Origin of the sequence: Actinoplanes sp. DH11 (assembly GCF_020873875.1) — a bacterium.
In the GTDB taxonomy this organism is placed as follows: Bacteria; Actinomycetota; Actinomycetes; order Mycobacteriales; family Micromonosporaceae; genus Actinoplanes.
The window spans coordinates 1-21,960 of record NZ_JAHWGU010000054.1 but is presented as its reverse complement, the minus strand read 5'-3'; the positions used below and the strand labels follow the sequence as shown (position 1 = coordinate 21,960).

Here is a 21,960-nt window from a genome sequence, read left to right as displayed (position 1 = left end):
GATGATCCGCCCGGGGGTCACGCTGGGTGGGCGGTACCGCTTGGAGGAGCGGATCGCCGGCGGCGGTATGGGCGATGTCTGGCGCGGCATCGACGAGGTGCTGGGCCGGACCGTTGCCGTCAAGATTCTGCTGCCCGCCCTGCTGGACGAACCGGGCTTCGCCGAGCGGTTCCGCGGTGAGGCGCGGACCATGGCGACGATCAATCACCCGGGCGTCGTCGACGTCTACGACTACGGCAGCGACCAGCAGCTCGCCTTCCTCGTCATGGAGTACGTCGAGGGCGACGCCCTCTCCCGGACGCTGAGCCGGGTGGGCCGGTTGACCCCGGCCCGGACGATGGCGCTGGTGGCGCAGGCTGCCGACGCCCTCCAGGCCGCCCACGGCAACGGGATCGTGCACCGCGACGTCAAACCCGGCAACCTGCTGGTACGGCCGAACGGCACCCTGGTCCTGACGGACTTCGGCATCGCCCGGTCCGCGCTCGTCGGCCAGCTGACCGTGGCCGGCGCGGTGCTGGGCACGGCCTCCTACATCTCGCCGGAGCAGGCCGCCGGCGACGTCGCCACGCCCGCCTCCGACGTGTACGCGCTGGGCGTCGTGGCGTACCAATGCCTCTCCGGTCATCGGCCGTTCGACGGCGCCACACCGATCGAGATCGCCATGAAGCACGTCCGGGAGTCGCCGCGGCCGTTGCCCGGTGACATCCCGCCCGCGGTGCGCGCCATTGTGGAGCGCGCCATGGACAAGGACCCGAAGAGCCGCTGGCCGAGCGCCGCCGCGATGGCCTCGGTGGCCCGGCAGGCCGCGGCCTCGCTGACCACCTCGGTGCATCCGCCGGTCTCGTCGCCGCCGATCTCCACCCCGCCGCACCAGGGTCCGTCGCATCACCCGCAGCCGCCGCGGAACAACGGGCCGGCGAACCGCCCGCAGTCGGGCGCGGCCGCCCGTGCCTCGGTCCCGCGCCCGGTCTCCGGCGCCCGGGGCGCGGCCTCGGTGCCGACGTCCCCGCCGCCGCAGATGCAGCAGCCGATGCCGCCGCCGTACCGGCCGCAGTCCGGCGCACCTGTCAACGCCTATTCACCTCATGTTTCTCCGGCAGCCAAGCCGGAGAACACCTTCGGGCGCCAAGTTCTGGTCGTGCTGGCCGTGGTGCTCGCCCTTCTCGTCCTCCTCTGCGCCGGGGTCATCTCTTTCCTGTTACGAGATGGCAACGGCACCAGCGCCGTAGGCAGCACGCTGGGCTATCACAGCAGCTCTGCGGCTATCCTCCGCTCGGGCGTGGTTGCTGACCCTGTGTCGGCGGCGTCGTACCGTCTTATGAAGGCCGATGCCCAGCTCGGCCGGATCCGACTGACCGAAGGACGACAGACGTTATGACGGCGCAGGCCCGCCTGCTCGGTGGCAGGTACCAGGTCGGCGAGCTGCTCGGCTACGGCGGCATGGCAGAGGTGCATCGCGGTCGCGATCTGCGCCTCGGGCGCGATGTGGCCATCAAGATGCTGCGCACCGACCTGGCTCGGGACGCCACGTTCCAGGAGCGGTTCCGGCGAGAAGCCCAGAACTCGGCCGCCCTGAACCACCCAGCGATCGTTGCCGTCTACGACACGGGCGAGGAGACGTCCGCCACCGGCGAGCGGCTCCCGTTCATCGTGATGGAGTTCGTCAACGGCCGGACCCTCAAGGAGGTGCTCGCCCAGGAGCAGCGCCTTCAACCACGCCGGGCACTCGAGATCATCGCGGACATCTGTGCCGCGCTGGAGTTCAGCCACCGGCACGGGATCATCCACCGGGACATCAAGCCCGGCAACGTGATGATCACGCAGAACGGCCAGGTCAAGGTGATGGACTTCGGTATCGCCCGGGCCCTGGCCAGCGGTGCCACGACCATGACACAGACCAGTGCGGTGATCGGTACGGCTCAGTACCTCTCGCCCGAGCAGGCGCGGGGCGAGTCCGTCGACGCGCGCTCCGATGTGTACGCGGCCGGCTGTGTTCTCTTCGAACTCGTCGTCGGGCACCCGCCGTTCGTCGGTGACAGCCCGGTCAGCGTGGCGTACCAGCACGTCCGTGAGGACCCGAAGCCGCCGAGCACCATCGTGCGCGACCTCCCGCCGGACATCGACGCCATCGTCCTGAAGGCGCTCGCCAAGAACCCCCTCAACCGTTACCAGAGCGCGCAGGAGATGCGTGCCGACGCGCTGCGTGCCGTCTCCGGCCGGCCGGTCATGGCCACCCCGGTGATGAGCGAGGCCGAGACCGTCGCGATGACCGGTGGCCCGCACCAGTGGCAGCCGCAGGCCGCCACCACGATGCAGCGGCCGATCCCCGCCGCGGGCGGCCCGCAGGGCAAACCGGAGAACAAGTCGTCCTGGGTGATGGCCGTGCTGGCCGGGCTCAGCGTCCTGGTCGTCATCGTCCTCGGTGTCGCGCTCGCGATGAGCCGCGACAAGGACAACGCGGGCCAGGAGACGGTCGCCAAGGTGACCATGCCGAACCTGGTGGGCCTCTCCGAGGCGCAGGCCCGGCAGGAACTCGATCAGCAGGGCCTGAACAACCGGCTCGCGCAGACCCCCACCGTGGACAAGGACTGCGACGGCAAGGTGGCGAAGCAGAACCCGCAGGGCAACACGCAGATCGAGCCCACGACGCAGGTCTCCTACCAGCTCTGCAACGCGCCCGACGAGGTCGAGGTGCCGACCGGGCTCGTCGGCGGCACGACCAGCGCGGCCGAGGCCGCCCTGGTCGCCAAGGGCCTGCAGCCGGTGATCCGCAACACGGACAGCGCCGAGCCGAAGGGCCAGGTCCTCTCCGTGGAGAGCGCCGGCAAGAAGGTCGACCCGGGCACCGAGATCACCGTGCGGGTCTCCAACAACAGCCAGGTCATCGTCCCCGAAGTGGTCGGCCTCTCCCAGGAGGTCGCGAAGGACCGCCTGGAACAGGCCGGCCTGAACTTCAACATCGAGACGGTTGCGGCCGAAGGAACCGTCGGCGACGTCGTCAAGCAGAGCCCGGGCCCCAACAAGAAGGTCGACAAGGGCGCCACCATCACCCTCAGCGTGGTCGCCGAGCAGGAGCTGCCGCCCAGTCCCGAGCCGAGCGAGTCGGCATCCGTGCCGCCGGGTGACGGCGAGGGCGACGGTAACGGCAACGGCGGCGGCGAGCAGCCGGAATAGTTTGCCGGGGTGGTCGGGAACAACCCGGCCACCCCGTTCGGTCCACCCGGCCACCGGCTCAGCTGACGCGCGGGCCGGTCACCGGGATCACGCGGTGGCGAAGGCCGAGCGGCGGCGGGTCTCCACCTCGGCGGCCAGGGCCGGGGCCTTCTCGCGGGCCGATTCCAGGCCGCACGAGGCCAGCCAGTTCGCCAGCATGGTGTGACCGCCCTCGGTGAGCACCGACTCGGGGTGGAACTGCACGCCCTCGATCGGCAACTCGCGGTGCCGCATCGCCATCACCACACCCGATTCGGTACGCCCGGTCACCTCGATCTCCGCCGGCAAGGTCTCCGGCAGGACGGCGAGGGAGTGGTAGCGGGTCGCGGTGAACGGGTCGGGCAGCCCCGCGAGGACACCGTCGCCGCCGTGGTGGACCTCTGAAGTCTTGCCGTGCAACAGCTCCGGTGCCCGGGTCACGGTCGCGCCGAACGCCGCGCCGATCGCCTGGTGACCGAGACAGACGCCGAACATCGGGATCTTTCCGGCGTACGCCTTGATGACGTCCATCATGATCCCGGCGCGTTCCGGTGTGCCGGGGCCGGGGCTCAGCAGCAGGCCGGCCGCACCTGACTCGCCCACCTCGGCGACCGAGATCTCGTCGTTGCGCCGGACTTCGCACTCGGCGCCGAGCTGACCCAAATACTGGACCAGGTTGAAGACGAACGAGTCGTAGTTGTCGATGACCAGGACGCGCAACTTCTCACCTGCTGGAGTCGGGGTGCGGTTCGTTGGACTCGGTGCTGTAGGGCAATTCCTCGGAGTCTTCCACGCCCGCGCCGTCATCGCCGGGGATGGGTGCGTCGGCGTCCTGCCCGGTGCCGGACTCCACCTGCACGTCGTCGAACGGGAGCAGCGGCGTCGCCCAGGGGAACACCACGTACCAGAGCAGGGCGCCGATCGCGGCGACCAGCACCAGCGACGTGGTCACCTTGCTCCAGACGGCACCCGGCAGCCTGCGCCAGATCCACGCGTACATCCGTCAGGCTTTCATCTCGGCCGGCATCCCGGCGTCCGGCAGGGCCTGGTCGCGGGCGACCGTGCTGACCAGTTCGGCGTGCACGATGAGCCGCTCGTAGTTGTTGAACTTCGGGTTGCAGGTGGTCAGCGTGAGCACGGCCTTCGACGGCTTCGCCTTGGGCTTGCCGGGCACGGCCGCGACGACCTCGACCTGGTGCGGCTTCACGATGTCGAGCTCGTACACCTTGTAGACGTACCAGTTCTCACGTGTCTCGACGCCGATCACGTCACCGTCGTTCAGCTCGTCGAGCCGCCAGAAGATCTTCTTGATGCGGTGCCCGGCGACCGAGAAGTTGCCGACCTCGCCGGGCATGGCGCTCTCCGGGTAGTGGCCGGGCGCATAGCGGATGTCGTCCGGCTGGACGCCGTCCACGACGACCCACTTCTTGTCGAACTTCGGGATGTAGAGCCGGCCCACGAGGTTGTCACCGGGCGCGGCCGGACCCTGCTGCGCCGCACTGGCGGTGGGCGCCACCGTCGGATCGCTCCACGCCTCGTCCAGCTCCTCGGCAAGGTTGTCCTGCTCGTTCTGCACCGCGGCCGAGTTCCCGAACACCTGGTAGCCCGCAAAAAGCAGCACCACGAGACCGAAAGTGATCATCACTTCGCCGGAGGTCCGGATGCCGGCCCGGATGCGCGAACCCACGGTCGGCCGGGTCAGCTCGGAGTAGACGCTCTTGTACCCCTCCTCGGTCTGCTCCGGCCGGAGCTTGACCACCCGCTCGCCACGTTTCGGCTGCTCCTCGGCCTCCGTGACGGGCTCCGGCTCCGCCGGTTTGCCGGGCCGGACCAGAGGTGCCGGCGGGACCGCGGCGGCGCCGAGCGTCACATCGGGCCCGGCCGCCTGCCGGGCGGCCTCAGCCGCCGCGCCCGGCGGCAGAACGGTGAGTTTGCCGGGGAGCGGCTTGCCCGCCGGCAGGGTGGGGAGCATGCCGGTGGGAGCGTCGATCGTACGGATGACAGTGGTCGGACTGAAGTCGCGCGTCGGCCCGACCGCGCCGTTCGCCGCCCAGGCAGGCTCGTCCTTGCCCTGGCCGTCCCTGTCCTGGCCGTCGACCGCGCGGAACGTCGCCGTGGCATCGGCAGGTGCCGGACTCTGCGACGCTGCCGCCGGGACCGAAGCGGCCCAGGCGGACGTCTCCTGGCCGTCGACCGCCCCGAACATCGCCGTGGCGTCGGCGGGCGCCGGACTGCGGGAGGCCGAGGCGGCCCAAGCGGGCTCGTCGTGGTCGTCAACGGCACGGAACGTCGCGGTCGCGTCGGCGGGTGCGGGGCTCCGGGAGGCCGGGGTGGCCCAGGCGGGCTGGTCGTGGCCGTCCGCAGCGCGGAACGTCGCGGTGGCGTCGGCGCGTGCCGGACTTGCCGGCGCCGGGCTGTACGAGCCGGGACCGGACCCGCGTGAGCCGGGCTCAGCGCTGCGCGAGCCGGAACCCCGTGCGTCGGCGTCCGCACTGCGCGAGCCGGTGAGGCCGGAGCTTGAGCTTTGCGGACCGAGGCCAGAGCCGTTCAGGTCGGAGCTTGAGCTGTGCGGGCCTCGGCCGGAGTGGCGGGAGTCCCGGCGCGAGCTGGCGAAATCCGGGCTCGAAATGTGGGAAGGCCGAGCCGGATCGTGAGACGCCGATGATGGGGTCAGGTCCTGCGGCGCGGGACTGTGCGAGAACGGGGCCGGACTGTGCGAGGCCGGAGCCTGACTCCACCCGCTAGCGCCCGCGGCATGCGCCCAACCTGCCGCACTGTCCGATTCTGCACGTCGCCGCTGCGCCCGGGTCCGCCGGACCTGAGTGGGCGGCTGCGGCGCGCTTGCGGGCGACTGAGGCACCCCGGCTGGTTCGTGGGGCGTCCCGGCCGGCGACTGCGGCGTGCCGGCGAGCGGCGAGGAAGCAGCATGCGGCGAGGAAGCAGCAAGCGGTGACGAAGCGGCAAGCGGCGACGAGGTGGTGAGCGGCGACGAGGCCGCGCGCGACGACGGGGCGGAGGGGGAGGTGGTGATGCGGGCGGTGGCGCCGGGGTCGGCCCACGAGGCCACTGCGGGCTGCTCGGATCGGCTCTCGGCGCGCGCCGCACGCGGCACCCACGAAGGCTGCTCGCTGGGCCCGGCACCGACGACCGGCTGCGCGTCAGCAGCCGGGCGGGCGTCGGGGACGGGCTCCGGGCGGGCGCCGGGGAAGGACTCCGTGCGCGCGCCGGAAAACGGGGGCGACGGTGGGCTGAGGGGGGCGGTGGGGCCGTCGAGGGACGGCTCCGCCCGTACCGCTGAGGAGGCCCGCCGGCGCGCCGCGGCGACCGCCGCGCTCACCTCGTCGGCGCTCGGCAGGTCGGGGTCTTCGTCGGCGGGGGCCGGGGTGCGTGCCGGCCGGGCGCCGACGTTGCCGCCGAGGCCTAGCGGGGGCGCCAGCGGGCCGCCGGGGACGCCGTCGTCGGAGGCGTCGGTGAGGCGAGGGATGTAAGCGGTGTGCCCGTCACTGTCGGGGGCCCGGTGGCGGCCCGAACCGGACGAGGACGCCGGGTAGTCAGGAGGGACCATCACCGGGCAGCCTGCGCCGATCGGAGGTCGGTCGATCCGTCGTACGCCCGCACTGTCACGTTTTTCTCCACCTTTTCCGTGTAACCGAGCCCGAAGTCGGCGACGGCCTCGCGGAACTGCCTGACTCCCTCTGACGAGTCCAACGCACGACTCATGGCTGTGGGTTCGCCAATCGCCGTGATCTTGAACGGTGGTGAGAAGACCTGGCCGTGAAGGAGCAGCGTGTTGCCGACACAGCGTACCGCGCTCGTGGAGATGACGCGGATATCCATGATCGTCATCGCCTCCGCGCCGCCCGCCCACATGGCGTTCACCACCGCCTGGACATCGCCCTGGTGAACCACGAGATCGTCGTTGTCGGGAGCGTTCTCGCCGAAGTCGGTGCCGCGCCGCGGTGAGTCGTTCAGCGAGACGGTGAGGCCCGGCCCGTGCAGGTCGGAGAGCCCGGCCGGTTCCCGGATGGCGTCCGCGTTCTCCCGGGCCGACTTCACCGGCTGGTCGACCTCGGCCAGCCGGGCGGTCTCCTGGTCCACCTCGGCGAACAGCTTCGCGGCCCGTTCCTCGTGGCTTTCCAGGCGATCCCGTTTCTCGGCGATCAGCTGGGCCAGCTGGGGGCGGCGGTCGTCGCGCAGGGCCGTACCGTCGGCTGTTGTCGCGGAGGTGGTGAAGAGCAATCCCGCAGCCAGCGCGATCAGCGGGACCCCCGCCGACCAGATGGTCCGGCGCTGGTTCCGCCGTGGCCGCAGGCCGCGGACGGCCCGCCGGAGCACCAGCCGCCAGGATGGCCCCCTGGTGCCGTCATCGACGTCGCCGCCAACTGGTAGAACCACCCCGGACCCCCTCAGAACCCGACGCCGCGTTATTTTCCTCGCCTGGCGGGTGCCTGTCTGTGCGCCGTCTTGACTACGCTAGCTGTCGAACAGTATTCGCCACGGGCAGCATTCCGGGCCTCCGGAGCCGCTCAGCGGTGGGTAGTTCACCACTTGTTGCCCTTCAGGAGAGCGCCGTGCCGAAGTCTCAGGTTCGCAAGAAGAAGGTTTACACCCCGCCGACGGACATCCGGCCGGCGGTGGCCGGGGCGTCCAAGAAGCCCAGCCCTGTCTGGATCCCGTTCAGCGCGGTCGCCCTGATCGTCATCGGCATCGCCTGGCTGGTCATCTACTACCTGTCGTCCCAGCAGTGGCCGGTCGAGAGCTGGCGCTACTGGAACCTCGCGGTTGGTTTCGGTTGCATGGTGGCCTCCCTGGGCCTGCTGTCGCGCTGGCGCTGAGTCCTCGCCGGTGGGTCTGAGTTCCTCCGTCGGTGGGCCGCGTCCTGCGGATATGTGAAAATCAGCCGAAGTGAGCGCACCCCCGCCTTGCGTGGGGTGCGCTTTACCTTGACGGACAGGTGCGCGCCCGTCTATTACTCGTGGGTAACATGGGCTGGCGTACCGCCGACCGAGGAGGCACAACCCGATGGGCATTCCACAGATAGTCGCCACCGTCCTGGCGGGGGCGGTCACGGTGGTGGCCGTCTACCTCGCGGTGCGGGCCGTCATGACGATCACCGCGGTGATCCGTCAGGGCCAGCCGGCTCCGGAGCGGTTCACGGACCCGAAGACGCGCACGAAAACCATGCTGGTCGAGACGCTCGGCCACACCAGGATGCTGAAGTGGAGCGCGATCGGCGCCGCCCACTGGTTCGTCATGTTCTCGTTCGTCATCCTGTCGCTGCTGGTCCTCGAGGCCTACTTCGAGGTGGTGAACCCGGACCTGGGTCTGCCGATCATCGGCCACTGGACGATCTTCGGGCTGGTCACCGAGTGGTTCGGCATCCTCGGCATGGCCGGCATCCTGTACCTGGTCTACCGCCGGCAGCGGGACAAGCCGGGCGCCAAGAAGCGCAGCCGGTTCCTCGGCTCGACGATGTGGCAGGCGTACTTCGTCGAGGCCGTCATCGTCGGCGTGCTGGTCTTCGGCTTCCTGATCCGCGGCTTCAAGGTCGCCACCGATCACTTCGAGTACCCGCTCTGGGCGACCCCGGTCAGCCACGCGGTCGGCGCTGTCCTGCCGGCCTGGGAGGACGGCGCCACGTGGGCCGCGCTCATCAAGATCGGCATCTCGATGACGTGGCTGATCACCATCTCGCTGAACCCGACGATGGGTGTCGCCTGGCACCGCTTCCTGGCGTTCTTCAACATCTACTTCAAGCGCAGCCCGGAGAAGCCGGCGGGGTCCGGCCTCGGTGCGCTGAAGCCGATGATGAGCGGGGGCAAGCCGCTCGACTTCGAGGAGGCCGACCCGGAGAAGGACCTCTTCGGCGTCAACCAGGTCGAGCAGTTCACCTGGAAGGGCCTGCTCGACTTCTCCACCTGCACCGAGTGCGGCCGCTGCCAGTCGCAGTGCCCGGCCTGGAACACGGCCAAGCCGCTGTCGCCGAAACTGCTCGTCCTGTCGCTGCGTGACAACGCGTACGCGAAGGCGCCGTACCTGCTGGCCGGCGGCGGCAAGGACCTGATGGGCGAGGAGAAGGCCACCGAGGCCCAGCTCGCGCACATGGACGTCCTCGCGCTCGCCGAAGGCAACCGCCCACTGATCGGCACCGCCGAGGAGCAGGGCATCATCGACCCGGACGTCCTCTGGTCCTGCACCACCTGCGGCGCCTGCGTCGAGCAGTGCCCGGTCGACATCGAGCACATCGACCACATCGTCGACATGCGCCGTTACCAGGTGCTCATCGAGTCGAGCTTCCCCTCCGAGGCCGGCGTCATGCTGCGCAACCTGGAGAACAAGGGCAACCCGTGGGGTGCGCCGCAGAACACCCGTGAGGACTGGACCAAGGGTCTCGACTTCGAGGTGCCGCGGGTCGGCGAGGTCGAGGACTTCGACTACCTGTTCTGGGTCGGCTGTGCCGGCGCCTTCGAGGACCGGGCCAAGAAGACCACACGCGCGGTCGCCACGCTGCTGCACGAGGCCGGGGTGAACTACGCCATCCTCGGCGAGGGCGAGACCTGCTCCGGTGACCCCGCCCGGCGGATCGGCAACGAGTTCATCTTCCAGATGCTGGCCCAGCAGAACGTCGAGACGCTCACCGAGGCCCTCGGGGAGAACACGACCAAGAAGATCGTGGCGACCTGCCCGCACTGCTTCAACACCCTGGGCAACGAGTACGAGCAGCTCGGCCTCAAGGTCGAGGTCGTGCACCACACCCAGCTGCTGGCCCACCTGGTCAAGGAGGGCAAGCTCACGCCGGTCCAGCCGATCGACGGCGACGTGACCTACCACGACCCCTGCTACCTCGGCCGGCACAACCGGGTCTTCGACGCGCCCCGCGAGGTGCTCGGCGAGACCGGCAACCTGATCGAGATGCCGCGCAACTCCGAGCGTTCCTTCTGCTGCGGCGCCGGCGGCGCCCGGATGTGGATGGAGGAGCGGATCGGCAAGCGGATCAACGTGGAGCGCACCGAGGAAGCCCTGGCGACCGGCGCGAAGACGATCGCGGTGGGCTGCCCGTTCTGCTACACGATGATCGGCGACGGCGTCACCGGCAAAGGCAAGCAGGAAGAGGTCGAGGTCGTCGACGTCGCCACCGTGCTGCTGCGCTCGCTCAAGCAGGACGTCTGACGGATCCGCCGCCGCCCGGCCGCGCCCGGTGAGCTCCATGAGCCGCCGACGCGCCCGGGCGGTGGCGGCCGGGCCGGCACGGTCAGGTGCCAGGAGCAAGTGGTCCTTCTCACGGCCACGGTTGGTCCTCGATGCCCGGGATCCGGCAGAATGATTGCCGAGGTGAAGCGATCATGGACGGCCTGCTCCTGAGCGCGGTGCTCCCGCTGGTGGCTTTCCTGCTGCTGACGGGTGGCAACGCGTTCTTCGTGGCCGCCGAGTTCGGTCTCGTCACGGTCGACCGGGTGGAGATCGAGCAACGTGCCCTGGCCGGGGACCGCCGGGCGCGTACCGTCCGCAACGCCCTGCAAGGGCTCTCCTTCCAGCTCTCCGGGGCGCAACTCGGCATCACCCTCACCGCGCTGCTCACCGGTTATCTGGCCGAGCCGGCGCTCTCCGAGATCTTCACCCCGGTGGTCGAGCCGCTCGCCGGCGAGGCGACCGGCACCGTCACCCACGTCTGCGCCCTCGTCGTGGCGACCCTGTTCTCGATGCTTTTCGGCGAACTGGTCCCGAAGAACGCGGCGCTGGCCCGCCCGATGCGGCTGGCGCTGCTCACCGCCGCGCCGCTGCACGGCTTCTCGACGCTCTTCAAATACCTGATCGCCGCCCTAAACGGGACCGCCAACTGGCTGGTGCGCCGCCTCGGCATCGAACCGCAGGAAGAGCTGGCCAGCGCACGCTCACCGGAGGAACTGGGGCTGCTCGCCGCGATCAGTGCCCAGGCCGGCGCGCTGCCCGACGAGACCGCGACCCTGCTGCGGCGAACCATCCGGTTCGGGGAGAAACGCGCGGCCAAGGCGATGACCCCGCGCGTCGACGTGGTCGGTCTCAAGACCACGGCGAGCGCCGCCGACCTGATCACGGTGGCCCGCGAGACCGGCCACACCCGCTTCCCGGTGTACGAGGACACGCTCGACGTGGTGACCGGAGTGGCCGGGGTCAACGAGGCGATCGGCATCCCGCCCGAGCGCCGCGCCGCCACCAAGGTCTCCGCCCTCGCCCGGGAGCCGGTCTTCGTGCCGGAGAGTCTCAGCCTCGACAAGGTCCTGGCCGCCCTGCGCGCCGCCGACGCCGACCTGGCGATCGTGGTGGACGAGTACGGCGGCACCGACGGCGTCGTCACCGTCGAGGACCTGGTCGAGGAGCTGGTCGGCGAGATCGCCGACGAGTACGACACCGACCTCGACGAGATCGGCAGCCAGGAGCTGACCGCCCCCGGTGGCGAGAAGACGTTCCTGGTGGACGGTCTGCTCCGGGAGGACGAGGTGCTGGAGCAGACCGGGTTCCGGCTGCCCGAGGGGCCGTACGAGACGCTCGCCGGTTTCCTCCTCGCCCGTCTCGGCCACATCCCGGTGGTCGGCGAGTCCCTGGCCGAGAACGGGTGGGAGTTCACCGTGCTGGAGGTCGACCGGCATCGCGTCGAGCAGGTGCGCGTGGTCGCCCCGCCGGAGCCGGCCGATGACTGAGCTGCTCTTCGTCGCCGTGCTGCTGATCGGCAACGGCCTCTTCGTGGGCGGCGAGTTCGCGCTCATCGCCTCCCGGCGCACCGCGCTGGAGCCACTCGCCGAGCACTCCAAGGCGGCCCGCTGGGCGCTCTCCGCGATGAGCCAGATCCCGCTGATGATCGCCGGCGCGCAGCTCGGCATCACCATCTGCACGCTGGTGCTCGGCGCGCTCGCCGAGCCGACGATCGCGCACCTGCTGGAGGGTCCGTTCGCCGCGACGGGTCTGCCGGACAACGCGGTGCACCCGGTCGCCTTCGTCGTCGCCCTGGTGATCGTCACGTTCCTGCACACGGTGATCGGCGAGATGGTGCCGAAGAACATCACCCTGGCCGGACCGGAACGCTCGGCGCTCGTGCTGGGCCCGTTCATGCTTGCCTTCTGCACCGCCACGAAGCCACTGCTCAACGCGATGCGGTGGGCCTCCCGGCTGATCCTCAAGCTCTGGAAGATCGAGACCACGGACGCGGTCAAGACCGTCTTCACGGCCGAGGAACTGGCCGGCATGGTGACCCAGGCGCGCAGTGAGGGCCTGCTCGGTTCGGAGCAGTACGCACGGATCCACGCCGCGCTCGGCCTGAACAGCCGGACCGCCGCGGACACGCTGCTGCCCTGGTCGCGGGTGACCACGGTGGCGGCTGACGTCTCGCCGGCGACCCTGGAGGCGGTGGCGACCCGCAGCGGCCGGTCCCGCTTCCCGGTGGTGCAACGCGACACCCGGCGGGTGGTGGGCTTCGTGCACGTCAAGGACGTCCTGGGGTACGCGGCGACCCAGCGCCGCCTGCCGATTTCGCCCGAGGTGATCCGGCCGCTGGCCGTGGTGGCGCCCGAGCGGAGCCTCGCCGACCTGCTGCTCACCATGCGGCGGGACCGGCTGCACATCGTGCTGGTGAGCGACGGCCGGCGGCCGCTCGGCGTGATCACCCTCGACGACGTGCTGCACGCGGTCGTCGGCGAACCGGCGGGCGCGGCAGCGAAGATCCACTGAGTCGGTCGCCGGCCGATCGCTGGATCGGTCTCTCTTTCGAGGGAATAATCCGTTTCAGTCCTCGGATGATCGGCTGAACGCTTACGGGTGCATTCGCTCCGCCCCGGAGTTTCAGTAGGCGGTGCTACTGGCAATCCGGACAATAGCTCCCATGCTTCACAAAAGACGGCGTGCCGTACCGATCGGTGCCCTGTCAGCCACACTCGTTCTCGGCTGCGTGCTCCTTCTGGTCAACCACCTACCGGCCCGGGCGGGAAGCTCAGGCGTGGGAACCCCACCCTCGGGCGGCGTCCTCGCCAACGCCGGCACCACGTCCCCGCCCACGGTGGCGGGCCGGGTCCAGATCGCCGGCGGGCCACTGACCCTCCGCTACAACTTCGACGGCGGCGTCCGCCGGCCGATCATCGACCCGAACGGCCGCTACCAACTCCGGCCTCTCGGGCAGAACGGCGGGAGACTCCGGCTCGTACCCCAGAACGGTGGTCTTGCCGTCGCCTACCCGGAGCGCTGCCACCTGGCGCGCGAACGCGACTGCCCCCGGGCCATCCTGGAAGGGCCGCGCGACGACGCCCTGAACCCGGGCCGGCGCCCCGTCCGGTACGGCGCATCGGTCCTGATGACCCACGCCGACCTTGCCGACGGCGCCAACGTCCTGCAGAAGGGATACTCGGTCGGCGGCGTGAGCCAGTTCAAACTCCAGGTCGACCACCGCCAGGGCCGCCCGAGCTGCGTGATCGCCGGCCAGCGAGCCACCATCTACCGGGCCGAGCCCGCGATGGACGTCGCCGACGGCCGCTGGCACGCCCTCGAATGCCGCCGCACCCCCAACCGCCTGTTCATGCTGGTCGACGGCGCCCTGCGCGCCTGGGTACCGGTCCCCCCGATGCTGTCCATCGCCAACGCCGAGCCGCTGCGCGTCGGCGGCAAGGGCGCGGCCCCCGGAAACGACCAGTTCGCCGGAGCCATCGACAACGTCTTCGTCAGCATCGCCGGCGAACGCCCCAGCCCTCGACCGGCACCCACACGCTGAGGCGCGCGCCCCAGCCCTTGACCGGCACCCACACGCTGAGGCGCGCGCCCCAGCCCTTGACCGGCACCCACACGCTGAGGCGCGCGCCCCAGCCCTTGACCGGCACCCACACGCTGAGGCGCGCGCCCCGGTACCGTCGGCCCACCGGCGGTACCGGAGGGTGTCCCTATTAGTTTGGCCCAGCGGGCCTGCCGCACCGATTGCGGCTTTTCTACCGGTTTGTTGTTAGTGAGTTCGTGGCTGCGGGCCGCTGCGGAGGGCTCGTGTGGGGGTGTTGATCTGCTAGCGATGCGAAATCGCGGTTTAAGGTCCATGATCACAGCGATTTCGTAGCGCTAGCAGATCAACATCTCGGCTGCTTGTTTCATTGCTTCAGGACCGCGGTCGGCCAATGCCGCCCGACGGGTCGATACCGCCCGCCGGGTCGATGCCGCCCGCCGGGTCGATACCGCCCGACGGGTCGATACCGCCCGTCGAATCGGTGCCGGTTGCTCGGGCGATGCCGGTTGCTGGCGTTGCTGGCGTTGCTCGGGTTGCTCGAGTTGCTCGGATTGCTCGGGCGATGCCGGTTGCTCCGGTTGCTCGGGCGATGCCCGTTGCTCGGGCGATGCCCGTTGCTCGGGCGATGCCGCCTGCCCGGCGGATGTTTGTCTGACCAGGCACTACTGCGGCCGGCCGATGGCGGGCGCTCAGGCGATACCGGCCGCGCGCCACCTGAGTTGCCTTCTGCTGGTTGCGGACATCCACTGCCCCTCGACGGCGTGGCGGGACGACACAATCATCACGTCATGCGTCATGCGCCGGACGAGATCCGTCTGCCCCAGGCGAATCAGTTCGGTGAGCACCCGGACGGAGGGACGGACGACTGCGTGCTCCTGCTCGTACCGATGTGCGGTCGTCAGGACGAGGTCGCCCTCACCGCGTCGACGCAGCCGGTAAGCGAGCGCTGCGAGCGAAAACCACCGCAACAGACCCAAGCAGCGGACCCATCGCACCGCGGGGTCCGGGGGCTCGGCCCCTAAGCAGAAATGGCGAAGTCCCCATGTCCGCGCGTTCTGCGGACACAGGGACTCCGGGACGAGCGGGTGACGGGAATCGAACCCGCACTGTCAGCTTGGGAAGCTGATGTTCTGCCATTGAACTACACCCGCAAGCGGCCCCACTGTACCTGATTGGCCGGTCCGGTGGTGCCACCGCCCCGCTGTCAGCTTGCGATGGCGAGCGTGCGTCGTAAGTTCTGCGGGGCCCGCCAGGTCTGTGCGTAGGCGGGGGTGAAGGGCGACGCGGCCAGGGGCAGGGCGCCGGCGGGGCCGTGGTGGCGGAGCATGGCGGTCTCGACGGTGAGCTCGAACAGGCGCCAGTCGATGTCGGGGGAGGCGTGCAGGGCGCCGGCCAGGCGGGTGGTCACGAGGGGGTCGGTGACGGTGATGGCGCGGCCTGTGATGGCGGCCTCGTCGTCGTTGTCCTCCGGCGGGTAGGCGTGGAGGGCGTATCGCCCGTCGCGCTCGAGGTCGCGGCGTTTCGGTGAGTCCACGATGAAGCAGTAGAGCCCGCCGTCGGCGAAGACCGGGGAGACCGGGTGCACGCGGGGGGCGCCGTCGGCGCGGACGGTGGCGAGGTAGCCCATGCCGGGACCGTATTGCTGCAGGAGCGCACGGATGCCGGCGGCGAGCATCGGCTCGGCGGCGGCGAAGTCGGACCAGGAAGCCATGGGGGAAGTCTATCGAACATACGTTCGACACAGCCACCGAACACGCCGATATGGGCTGGTCGGTATGGTGTTGCGATGCTGCTCTCCGACCGTGACCTGGTCTCCGAGATCAAATCAGGCGATCTCTCGCTGGAGCCGTTCGAGCCGTCGCTCATGCAGCCGTCCAGCATCGACGTGCGGCTGGACCGCTTCTTCCGGGTGTTCAACAATCACCTGTACACCCACATCGACCCGGCCGAGCAGCAGGACGAGCTGACCGCCGAGGTGGAGGTCGTGGACGGCCAGCCGTTCGTGTTGCACCCGGGCGAGTTCGTGCTGGCGTCCACCCTAGAGGTGATCAGTCTCGGTCAGGCCCTGGCGGCTCGGTTGGAGGGCAAGAGCAGCTTGGGTCGTCTCGGCCTGCTCACTCACTCGACGGCGGGCTTCATCGACCCGGGCTTCTCCGGGCACGTGACGCTGGAACTCTCCAATGTGGCGAACCTGCCGATCAAGCTGTGGCCGGGCATGAAGATCGGCCAGCTGTGCATCTTCCGGTTGTCCAGCCCGGCCGAGCACCCGTACGGCTCGTCCGTCTACGGATCCCGCTACCAGGGGCAGCGTGGCCCGACGCCGAGCCGTTCGGCGCTCAACTTCCGCACCTGGCCGACCGCCTAGCGCGCCCGACCACCTAGCGCGCCCGGCCGCCGCCGGGCAGGACGACCGCCGCCGCCGGGCGGCTCGGGCAACTACGATCAGCAGCGTGTATCTGATGATTTCGAAGTACCTGAAGCCGCTCGCCGAGGTGGACGCCGCCCGCGAGGACCACCTCGCCTTCGTCGCTGGTCTGGAGGAGCGTGGCCTCTCCGTGACCGCCGGCCGCCAGGACCCGCCCGCCGGCGGCGTCATCCTGCTGGACGTGGACACCGAGGCCGAGGCGCACGCGGCGATGGCCGAGGACCCTTACGTGCTGCGCGGCCTGGCCGAGTACACCGCCACTGGCTGGATCCCGACCCGGGGCGCGCTCGCCGGATACGAGCGGGTCCGACGCGACGCCTGAAAACTTCGGCGACGCCCGCCTTCAGGGGTCCAGATCAGAACCGGTCAGCAGACCTCGAACGTTGAGTTCGGCTGAGACCTCGGGCGGGCACTCGTCCACGATCACCGCCGCGCCCAGGTACCGGTCGCCGAAGAGGTTACGCAGCCCCCGGGCCTGTGCGCCGGTCACCGCCCAGTCGTCCACGACGAGCACCCGGTCGGCCGGCCCGACCAATCGTTCCCGGACACCGAGGTGCTGCACGTCGCCGCGGTGGTCCGCCGGAACCTCGGCCCAGATCATCGGTTCGGCGATGGGTCGCCGGGCGCCGGCCCGGTACGCCTCGACGAAGCCGACACCGAGCGCGCGCGCCACGAGCGGGCCGAGCATGAATCCGGTGACTTCCGGCGAGACCACGACGGTGGGACGTCCGTCCCGGAAGAGATCGCCGAGTGCCGCGCCCACACCGTCCAGGATCCGGGGCTCGCGCCACCAGCCGGACCGGTCACTGACGAGATATTCGCTGTTCCCGCCGGGGTTGGTCCAGCGGAACTCGGCGCGCAGAAGGTCACGGAGATCGGATGTCACACCGACATCCTGTCACCGGGATCCGGTTTTCCTTGGACCGACCGAATGACGCCGATGCTGACGGGCGGTCAGAACCGCCTCAGCCTAGGGGTCAAGATGATGCCCGATGACCCGCGGATCGGGCATGCTGTTCGGCGGAACTATGCCTACGTTGCTGCCGGGTCCACGCCCGATGAGCCCAGGGAACCGCGCCGGCCTCGGCGCGGCCTTCGTGCTGCTCGCTGTCGTGTCCGCCGTGGAGGTCGGTGACGACAGTTCCGCCCAGTTCGTCGGCCTGCTCGCGGCTGTCCCGTTCGTGGCCGCGGTCTTCGCGGTCTGGCAGGTGGTGCTCGGCGTCGGCGTGGTCGCGACGGTGGTCGGCGCCGTCCTCGTCGGTTCGGCCGGGGTGCACGGCATGTCCGGCCTGATCAATCTGATGGGCGTCCTGCTGGCGACCGGGGTGGCCGCGGCAGGTGCGACCATCCGGCAGCGGCAGGCCGAGCGGATCGCGGAGCTGCTGCGTCTCGCGGCCGTCGCCCAGCAGGCGGTGCTACGTCCGATCGGACCGCAGGTGGGAGCACTCTCGGTCGCCGGGCGCTACATCTCGGCCACCGCGGCGGCGGACATCGGCGGTGACCTCTACGAGGCGCTCAACACGCCGTACGGTGTCCGGATCATCATCGGTGACGTGCGCGGGAAGGGCCTGGACGCGGTCCGGCTGGCCAGCATCGTGCTCGGGTCGTACCGGCATGTCGCGTACGAGCGGGCTGATCTTCGTTCGATCGTCGCGGACCTGGACCGCGCGGTGGCCCGCAGCGTGGGTGACGAGGATTTCGTGACGGCGGCCCTGGTCGAGGAGCGCGGTGGCACGCTGACGATCGTCAACTGTGGACACCCGGCCCCGTTGCTGCTGCGCCGCGGTCAGGTCATCCCGCTGGAGCCGCCGGCGCCGGCTCCGCCGCTCGGCTTCATGCCTGAGGTCAAGGCGCGCGTGGAGCGGCTGGAGCCGGGCGACCGGCTGCTGCTGTTCACCGACGGGCTTGGCGAGGCCCGCCGGGAGGGCGAGTTCTTCCCGACCGCGGACCGGGCGTGGCGTCTGCTCGGTCATGGCACGGTCGGTGACGGCTTGGCGTCGCTGGAGTCCGCGCTCGTCGACTGGGTCTACGGCCGGCTCGAGGACGACATCGCCCTGGTCCTGCTGGAATATGTGGGCCCGGACGGCGACGCTGCCGTCCCGGTGCCGAGTTGGGAAGTCGGCGCCGCCGGCAGTTAGACGGTGCTTTCCTCGGGCTCTCCCGGCGCGGCCGGGGAGGTCGGGGCCGGCGTCGGTGGGACAGTCTCCGGCTGGCGATGCCGTCCGACGTAGTGGCGGGGCTGGTTGGCCTGACGCGGCTCCGGGATCAGGTTCTTGATGGTGGCGAACACGGCGTCCCCCTGTGGTCTTCGGCGAAACGTTCTCCGCTGTCTATCCAGGAAACGAAGTTCTCCGGTCCGCGATACGTGGTTCCCGGGTTGAAGCACGCAAATGGCCGAACGGCTGTCCGGCCATCCACCTGATCGGTGACGTTTGACCCACGAACCGACGGACAGGGTCGCCTGCCCGGTGGGTTCGACACAAAATCCTGACCGGCTTGTCGGTTGCTACCGATGGGTAATACAGTGGGGTTACTGACGGGTAACTCGCGTCCGGAGAGCGGGGCGGAAGCACCATGACGCACTACAAGAGCAACCTTCGTGACCTCCAGTTCAACCTCTTCGAGGTGTTCGGGACCGCAAGCGCGTACGGCCAGGCGCCGTTCGACGAGATGGATGTGGAGTCCGCGCGCGACGTGCTCGCCGAGGTGAACCGCCTGGCCCGCGAGGATCTCGCGTCCAGCTACACCGACGCGGACCGCAACCCGCCGGTCTTCGACCCCGCGACGCACACCGCGCCACTGCCGGAGGCGTTCAAGAAGTCGTACGAGACGTTCATGGCCTCCGAGTTCTGGCGGCTCGACCTGCCCAGCGGGCTCGGTGGCACCTTCGCGCCGCGCACCCTCTACTGGGCCATCGCGGAGCAGATCCTGGGCGCCAACGCCCCGGTCTGGATGTACTCCTCCGGCCCCTCCTTCGCCCACGTGGTCTGGACCGAGGGCACCGAGGAGCAGAAGGAGTGGGCGAAGCTCTTCGTCGAGAAGCAGTGGGGCTCCACCATGGTGCTCACCGAGCCGGACGCCGGCTCGGACGTCGGCGCCGGTCGCGCCCGGGCGATCCCGCAGCCCGACGGCTCGTGGCACATCGAGGGTGTCAAGCGCTTCATCACCTCGGGTGAGCACGACCTCACCGACAACATCATCCACTACGTCCTCGCCCGCCCGGTCGGCGTCGAGGGCGTGGGTGGCCCCGGCACCAAGGGCCTGTCGCTGTTCATCGTGCCGAAGTACCACTTCGACCCGGCGACCGGCGAGCTGGGCGAGCGCAACGGCGTCTACGCCACGAACGTCGAGCACAAGATGGGCCTCAAAGTCTCGAACACCTGCGAGATGACCTTCGGCGAGCACGGCACCCCGGCCAAGGGCTGGCTGCTCGGCGACGTGCACCAGGGCATCCGCCAGATGTTCATGATCATTGAGTACGCCCGGATGATGGTCGGCACGAAGGCGATCGCGACCCTGTCGACGGGTTACCTCAACGCGCTGGAGTACGCGAAGAACCGCGTACAGGGCGCGGACCTGGTGCAGAACACCGACAAGGCCGCGCCGCGGGTCACCATCACCCACCACCCGGACGTACGCCGCTCGCTGCTGATGCAGAAGTCGTACGCCGAGGCCCTGCGCGCCCTGGTCATCTACACCGCCACCTGGCAGGACAAGGTCGCCATCGCGCAGGCCGCCGGCGACGAGAAGGCCGAGAAGACCGCGAGCCGGGTCAACGACCTGCTGCTTCCGCTGGTCAAGGGCGTTGGCTCGGAGCGGGCCTACGAACTCCTCGGTGCCGAGTCGCTGCAGACCTTCGGTGGTTCCGGCTTCCTGCAGGACTACCCGCTCGAGCAGTACGTGCGGGACGCGAAGATCGACACCCTGTACGAGGGCACGACCGCGATCCAGAGCCTCGACCTGATCTTCCGCAAGATCGTCAAGGACAACGGCCGGGCGCTCGGCATCGTCGCCGCCGAGATCCAGGGCTTCGTGGAGAGCGAGGCCGGCAACGGTCAGCTCAAGGAGGAGCGCCTGGGCCTGGGCAAGGCGCTCGGCGAGATGCAGCAGATCCTCGGCGTCACGATGGGCTGGCTGCAGGCCGTGCAGGGCGGCGAGGCCCGCGAGCTCTACAAGGTCGGCCTGAGCTCCCGCCGGGTCCTGCTGGCCCTCGGTGACGTCGTGCTCGGCTGGCTGCTGCTGCGCCAGGCCGAGGTGGCGCTCAACGCCCTGAACGGCGAGGTGTCGGAGGCGGACAAGGCCTTCTACACCGGCAAGATCGCGGCGGCCCGCTTCTTCGTCCGCGAGATCCTGCCCCGGATCGGCGCGGACCGCCGCATCATCGAGAACACCAACCTCGACGTGATGGACCTGCCCGAGGAAGCGTTCTGATCCACAAGCTTTTCCCACTCTCCTGAAAAGACGAAGGCCGGCGGACAACGGTGTCCGCCGGCCTTCGTCTTGTTCATTGCTCGACGCCCTGGGCAACGAGGGAAGGTCTCAGCCCCGGGCGGTGTGCCGGCGGGTCAGGCGCATCGCCCCGGGCTGGGTAGCGGACCAGGGTTCCTCGCTGGTGTGCACGGCGAGGCCGGCGGTCTTCATCTCGATCACGGTGCCGCTGAACTGGTCGTCCGGCAGCAGCAGTGCCGACACTTCGGACACCGTCGGGTTGTGGCCGACCAGCAGGACCGTGCGGATCGTGTCCGGGACGAGGCGGAGCAGGTCGAACACCTCGGTGCGGCCGGCCAGGTAGAGGCTCTCCTCGTATCGGACCTCGGGCGATGGCCGGCCGTTCTCCCCCTGTGCCAGTGCGATCGCCGCGGTCTGCCAGGTCTGCCGGGTACGCCGCGCGGGTGAACACAGCACGAGCTCCGGGTGCAGCCGCTCATCCGCGAGCCAGGCGCCCGCGGCGTCCGCGTCGGACTCGCCCCGCTCGGTGAGCGCACGGTCGAAGTCGACGAGGTCGCCGGGTGTCTCGGCCTTGGCGTGGCGCAGCACGATCAGCGTTCGCGAAATCATGAGGACAGCTTGCCTGATTGGAATTTCGGGCGGGCGGGTAAACGGTTGATCGACGCATTCACCACGGTCGAGCGCTGTGCCCGGCCGGGCGGACACCACCCGAGGAGGGTCGGATGGGCATCGGCGCAAGCATTTTCCTGCTCGCACTGGGAGCGATCCTGGCGTTCGCCGTGGAGGCGGACATCAGTGGCCTGGACATCGGTGTGATCGGCTGGATCCTGATGGCGGCCGGTCTGGCAGGTCTGATCATCACACTGTGGTTCTGGAACACCCGCCGCCGTACGGTGGTCAGCCGCACGCAGGCGGCACCGGCCGCCGGCGCGGGCTACAGCGAATACCGCGAGGTTCGTCGCGACGACGTCCCCCCGCCGCCGCCCCCGGCGTACTCCTGATCTACCTGATCTGACAACGGCCCGGGTCTGCTGACGGCGGATTCCAGGGGTCGTTGCAACACAGGTTGATTAACTGGTTTCGGCCAGGAGTTTAGCGAAGCGCTCGGCTGGGGTGTCCCAGCCGAGCGTTTTGCGTGGGCGGCCGTTGAGTTCGACCGCGA

Annotated in this window: 20 protein-coding genes and 1 tRNA gene; 12 read left to right on the top strand and 9 right to left on the bottom strand. The window is 69.8% G+C overall.

Translation table 11 applies throughout. The annotated features are described in order from the left end of the window. The first annotated feature begins 1 nt into the window (after nucleotide 1). A complete protein-coding gene (locus LPA41_RS40150) occupies nucleotides 2-1,378 on the top strand; it encodes a serine/threonine-protein kinase (protein ID WP_229076741.1) in 1,377 nt (458 codons plus the stop codon). Next, nucleotides 1,375-3,174 (top strand): Stk1 family PASTA domain-containing Ser/Thr kinase, encoded by a 1,800-nt coding sequence (gene pknB, locus LPA41_RS40145; RefSeq protein ID WP_229076740.1) that lies wholly within the window; start codon nucleotides 1,375-1,377, stop codon nucleotides 3,172-3,174. Before LPA41_RS40150 ends, pknB begins: the two co-directional genes overlap by 4 nt. Nucleotides 3,175-3,261: 87 nt before the next feature. Here pknB and LPA41_RS40140 read toward each other — a convergent pair whose 3' ends face one another. From LPA41_RS40140 to LPA41_RS40125, 4 genes are all read right to left on the bottom strand, one after another. Continuing rightward, a complete protein-coding gene (locus LPA41_RS40140) occupies nucleotides 3,262-3,912 on the bottom strand; it encodes an aminodeoxychorismate/anthranilate synthase component II (protein ID WP_229076739.1) in 651 nt (216 codons plus the stop codon). A gap of 4 nt (nucleotides 3,913-3,916) precedes the next feature. Then, nucleotides 3,917-4,192, bottom strand: a complete 276-nt coding sequence (locus tag LPA41_RS40135; RefSeq protein ID WP_229076738.1) for a hypothetical protein — start codon at nucleotides 4,190-4,192, stop codon at nucleotides 3,917-3,919. A 3-nt stretch (nucleotides 4,193-4,195) separates the two neighbouring features. Beyond that, a complete protein-coding gene (locus tag LPA41_RS40130) occupies nucleotides 4,196-5,398 on the bottom strand; it encodes a class E sortase (RefSeq protein WP_229076737.1) in 1,203 nt (400 codons plus the stop codon). Between the two features lie 1,358 nt (nucleotides 5,399-6,756). Next, nucleotides 6,757-7,587, bottom strand: coding sequence for a DUF881 domain-containing protein (locus LPA41_RS40125; protein WP_229076736.1), 831 nt, complete (start codon nucleotides 7,585-7,587; stop codon nucleotides 6,757-6,759). Between the two features lie 176 nt (nucleotides 7,588-7,763). On the opposite strand from LPA41_RS40125, the gene LPA41_RS40120 reads away from it, so the two are divergent. The 5 genes from LPA41_RS40120 to LPA41_RS40100 all read left to right on the top strand — a co-directional run bounded on the left by LPA41_RS40120 (nucleotide 7,764) and on the right by LPA41_RS40100 (nucleotide 13,924). Continuing rightward, entirely contained in the window at nucleotides 7,764-8,027 is a 264-nt protein-coding gene (locus tag LPA41_RS40120) for a cell division protein CrgA (protein ID WP_229076735.1), read from the top strand. Nucleotides 8,028-8,214: 187 nt separating this feature from the next. Next, the gene (locus LPA41_RS40115) at nucleotides 8,215-10,362 is read left to right on the top strand and encodes a (Fe-S)-binding protein (protein ID WP_229076734.1); all 2,148 of its coding nucleotides are present in this window, start codon (nucleotides 8,215-8,217) and stop codon (nucleotides 10,360-10,362) included. A gap of 173 nt (nucleotides 10,363-10,535) precedes the next feature. Continuing rightward, complete coding sequence (locus LPA41_RS40110) at nucleotides 10,536-11,870, top strand: hemolysin family protein (protein ID WP_229076733.1); 1,335 nt, start codon at nucleotides 10,536-10,538, stop codon at nucleotides 11,868-11,870. Further along, complete coding sequence (locus LPA41_RS40105) at nucleotides 11,863-12,894, top strand: hemolysin family protein (RefSeq protein WP_229076732.1); 1,032 nt, start codon at nucleotides 11,863-11,865, stop codon at nucleotides 12,892-12,894. Before LPA41_RS40110 ends, LPA41_RS40105 begins: the two co-directional genes overlap by 8 nt. Nucleotides 12,895-13,159: 265 nt before the next feature. Next, nucleotides 13,160-13,924: a LamG domain-containing protein gene (locus LPA41_RS40100; protein WP_229076731.1), complete on the top strand. Its 765-nt coding sequence runs from the start codon at nucleotides 13,160-13,162 to the stop codon at nucleotides 13,922-13,924. 689 nt (nucleotides 13,925-14,613) lie between these two features. Here the strand turns inward: LPA41_RS40100 and LPA41_RS40095 are convergent. The 3 genes from LPA41_RS40095 to LPA41_RS40085 all read right to left on the bottom strand — a co-directional run bounded on the left by LPA41_RS40095 (nucleotide 14,614) and on the right by LPA41_RS40085 (nucleotide 15,635). Next, nucleotides 14,614-14,901 carry a hypothetical protein gene (locus tag LPA41_RS40095; RefSeq protein WP_229076730.1) on the bottom strand — a complete coding sequence of 96 codons (288 nt, stop codon included), beginning with the start codon at nucleotides 14,899-14,901 and terminating at the stop codon, nucleotides 14,614-14,616. 103 nt (nucleotides 14,902-15,004) lie between these two features. After that, nucleotides 15,005-15,075: transfer RNA gene (locus tag LPA41_RS40090), tRNA-Gly, on the bottom strand. A 53-nt stretch (nucleotides 15,076-15,128) separates the two neighbouring features. Then, the gene (locus LPA41_RS40085; RefSeq protein ID WP_229076729.1) at nucleotides 15,129-15,635 is read right to left on the bottom strand and encodes a pyridoxamine 5'-phosphate oxidase family protein; all 507 of its coding nucleotides are present in this window, start codon (nucleotides 15,633-15,635) and stop codon (nucleotides 15,129-15,131) included. Nucleotides 15,636-15,710: 75 nt separating this feature from the next. On the opposite strand from LPA41_RS40085, the gene dcd reads away from it, so the two are divergent. Beyond that, nucleotides 15,711-16,289 (top strand): dCTP deaminase, encoded by a 579-nt coding sequence (dcd, locus tag LPA41_RS40080; RefSeq protein WP_229076728.1) that lies wholly within the window; start codon nucleotides 15,711-15,713, stop codon nucleotides 16,287-16,289. 94 nt (nucleotides 16,290-16,383) lie between these two features. Then, nucleotides 16,384-16,671, top strand: coding sequence for a YciI family protein (locus LPA41_RS40075; RefSeq protein WP_229076757.1), 288 nt, complete (start codon nucleotides 16,384-16,386; stop codon nucleotides 16,669-16,671). Nucleotides 16,672-16,692: 21 nt separating this feature from the next. On the opposite strand, the gene LPA41_RS40070 is transcribed toward LPA41_RS40075, so the two are convergent. Further along, nucleotides 16,693-17,235 (bottom strand): phosphoribosyltransferase, encoded by a 543-nt coding sequence (locus LPA41_RS40070; protein ID WP_229076727.1) that lies wholly within the window; start codon nucleotides 17,233-17,235, stop codon nucleotides 16,693-16,695. Nucleotides 17,236-17,359: 124 nt separating this feature from the next. Between LPA41_RS40070 and LPA41_RS40065 the strand changes: the two genes are divergently transcribed. Together LPA41_RS40065 and LPA41_RS40060 are read left to right on the top strand one after the other, a co-directional pair. Continuing rightward, nucleotides 17,360-18,487: a PP2C family protein-serine/threonine phosphatase gene (locus LPA41_RS40065; protein ID WP_229076756.1), complete on the top strand. Its 1,128-nt coding sequence runs from the start codon at nucleotides 17,360-17,362 to the stop codon at nucleotides 18,485-18,487. Between the two features lie 436 nt (nucleotides 18,488-18,923). Beyond that, entirely contained in the window at nucleotides 18,924-20,780 is a 1,857-nt protein-coding gene (locus LPA41_RS40060; RefSeq protein ID WP_229076726.1) for an acyl-CoA dehydrogenase, read from the top strand. Between the two features lie 108 nt (nucleotides 20,781-20,888). On the opposite strand, the gene LPA41_RS40055 is transcribed toward LPA41_RS40060, so the two are convergent. Then, nucleotides 20,889-21,407, bottom strand: coding sequence for a histidine phosphatase family protein (locus LPA41_RS40055; protein ID WP_229076725.1), 519 nt, complete (start codon nucleotides 21,405-21,407; stop codon nucleotides 20,889-20,891). Between the two features lie 113 nt (nucleotides 21,408-21,520). Here LPA41_RS40055 and LPA41_RS40050 point away from each other — a divergent pair, with 113 nt between their 5' ends. Further along, nucleotides 21,521-21,799, top strand: a complete 279-nt coding sequence (locus LPA41_RS40050; RefSeq protein ID WP_229076724.1) for a DUF6458 family protein — start codon at nucleotides 21,521-21,523, stop codon at nucleotides 21,797-21,799. The last annotated feature ends 161 nt before the right edge of the window (nucleotides 21,800-21,960 follow it).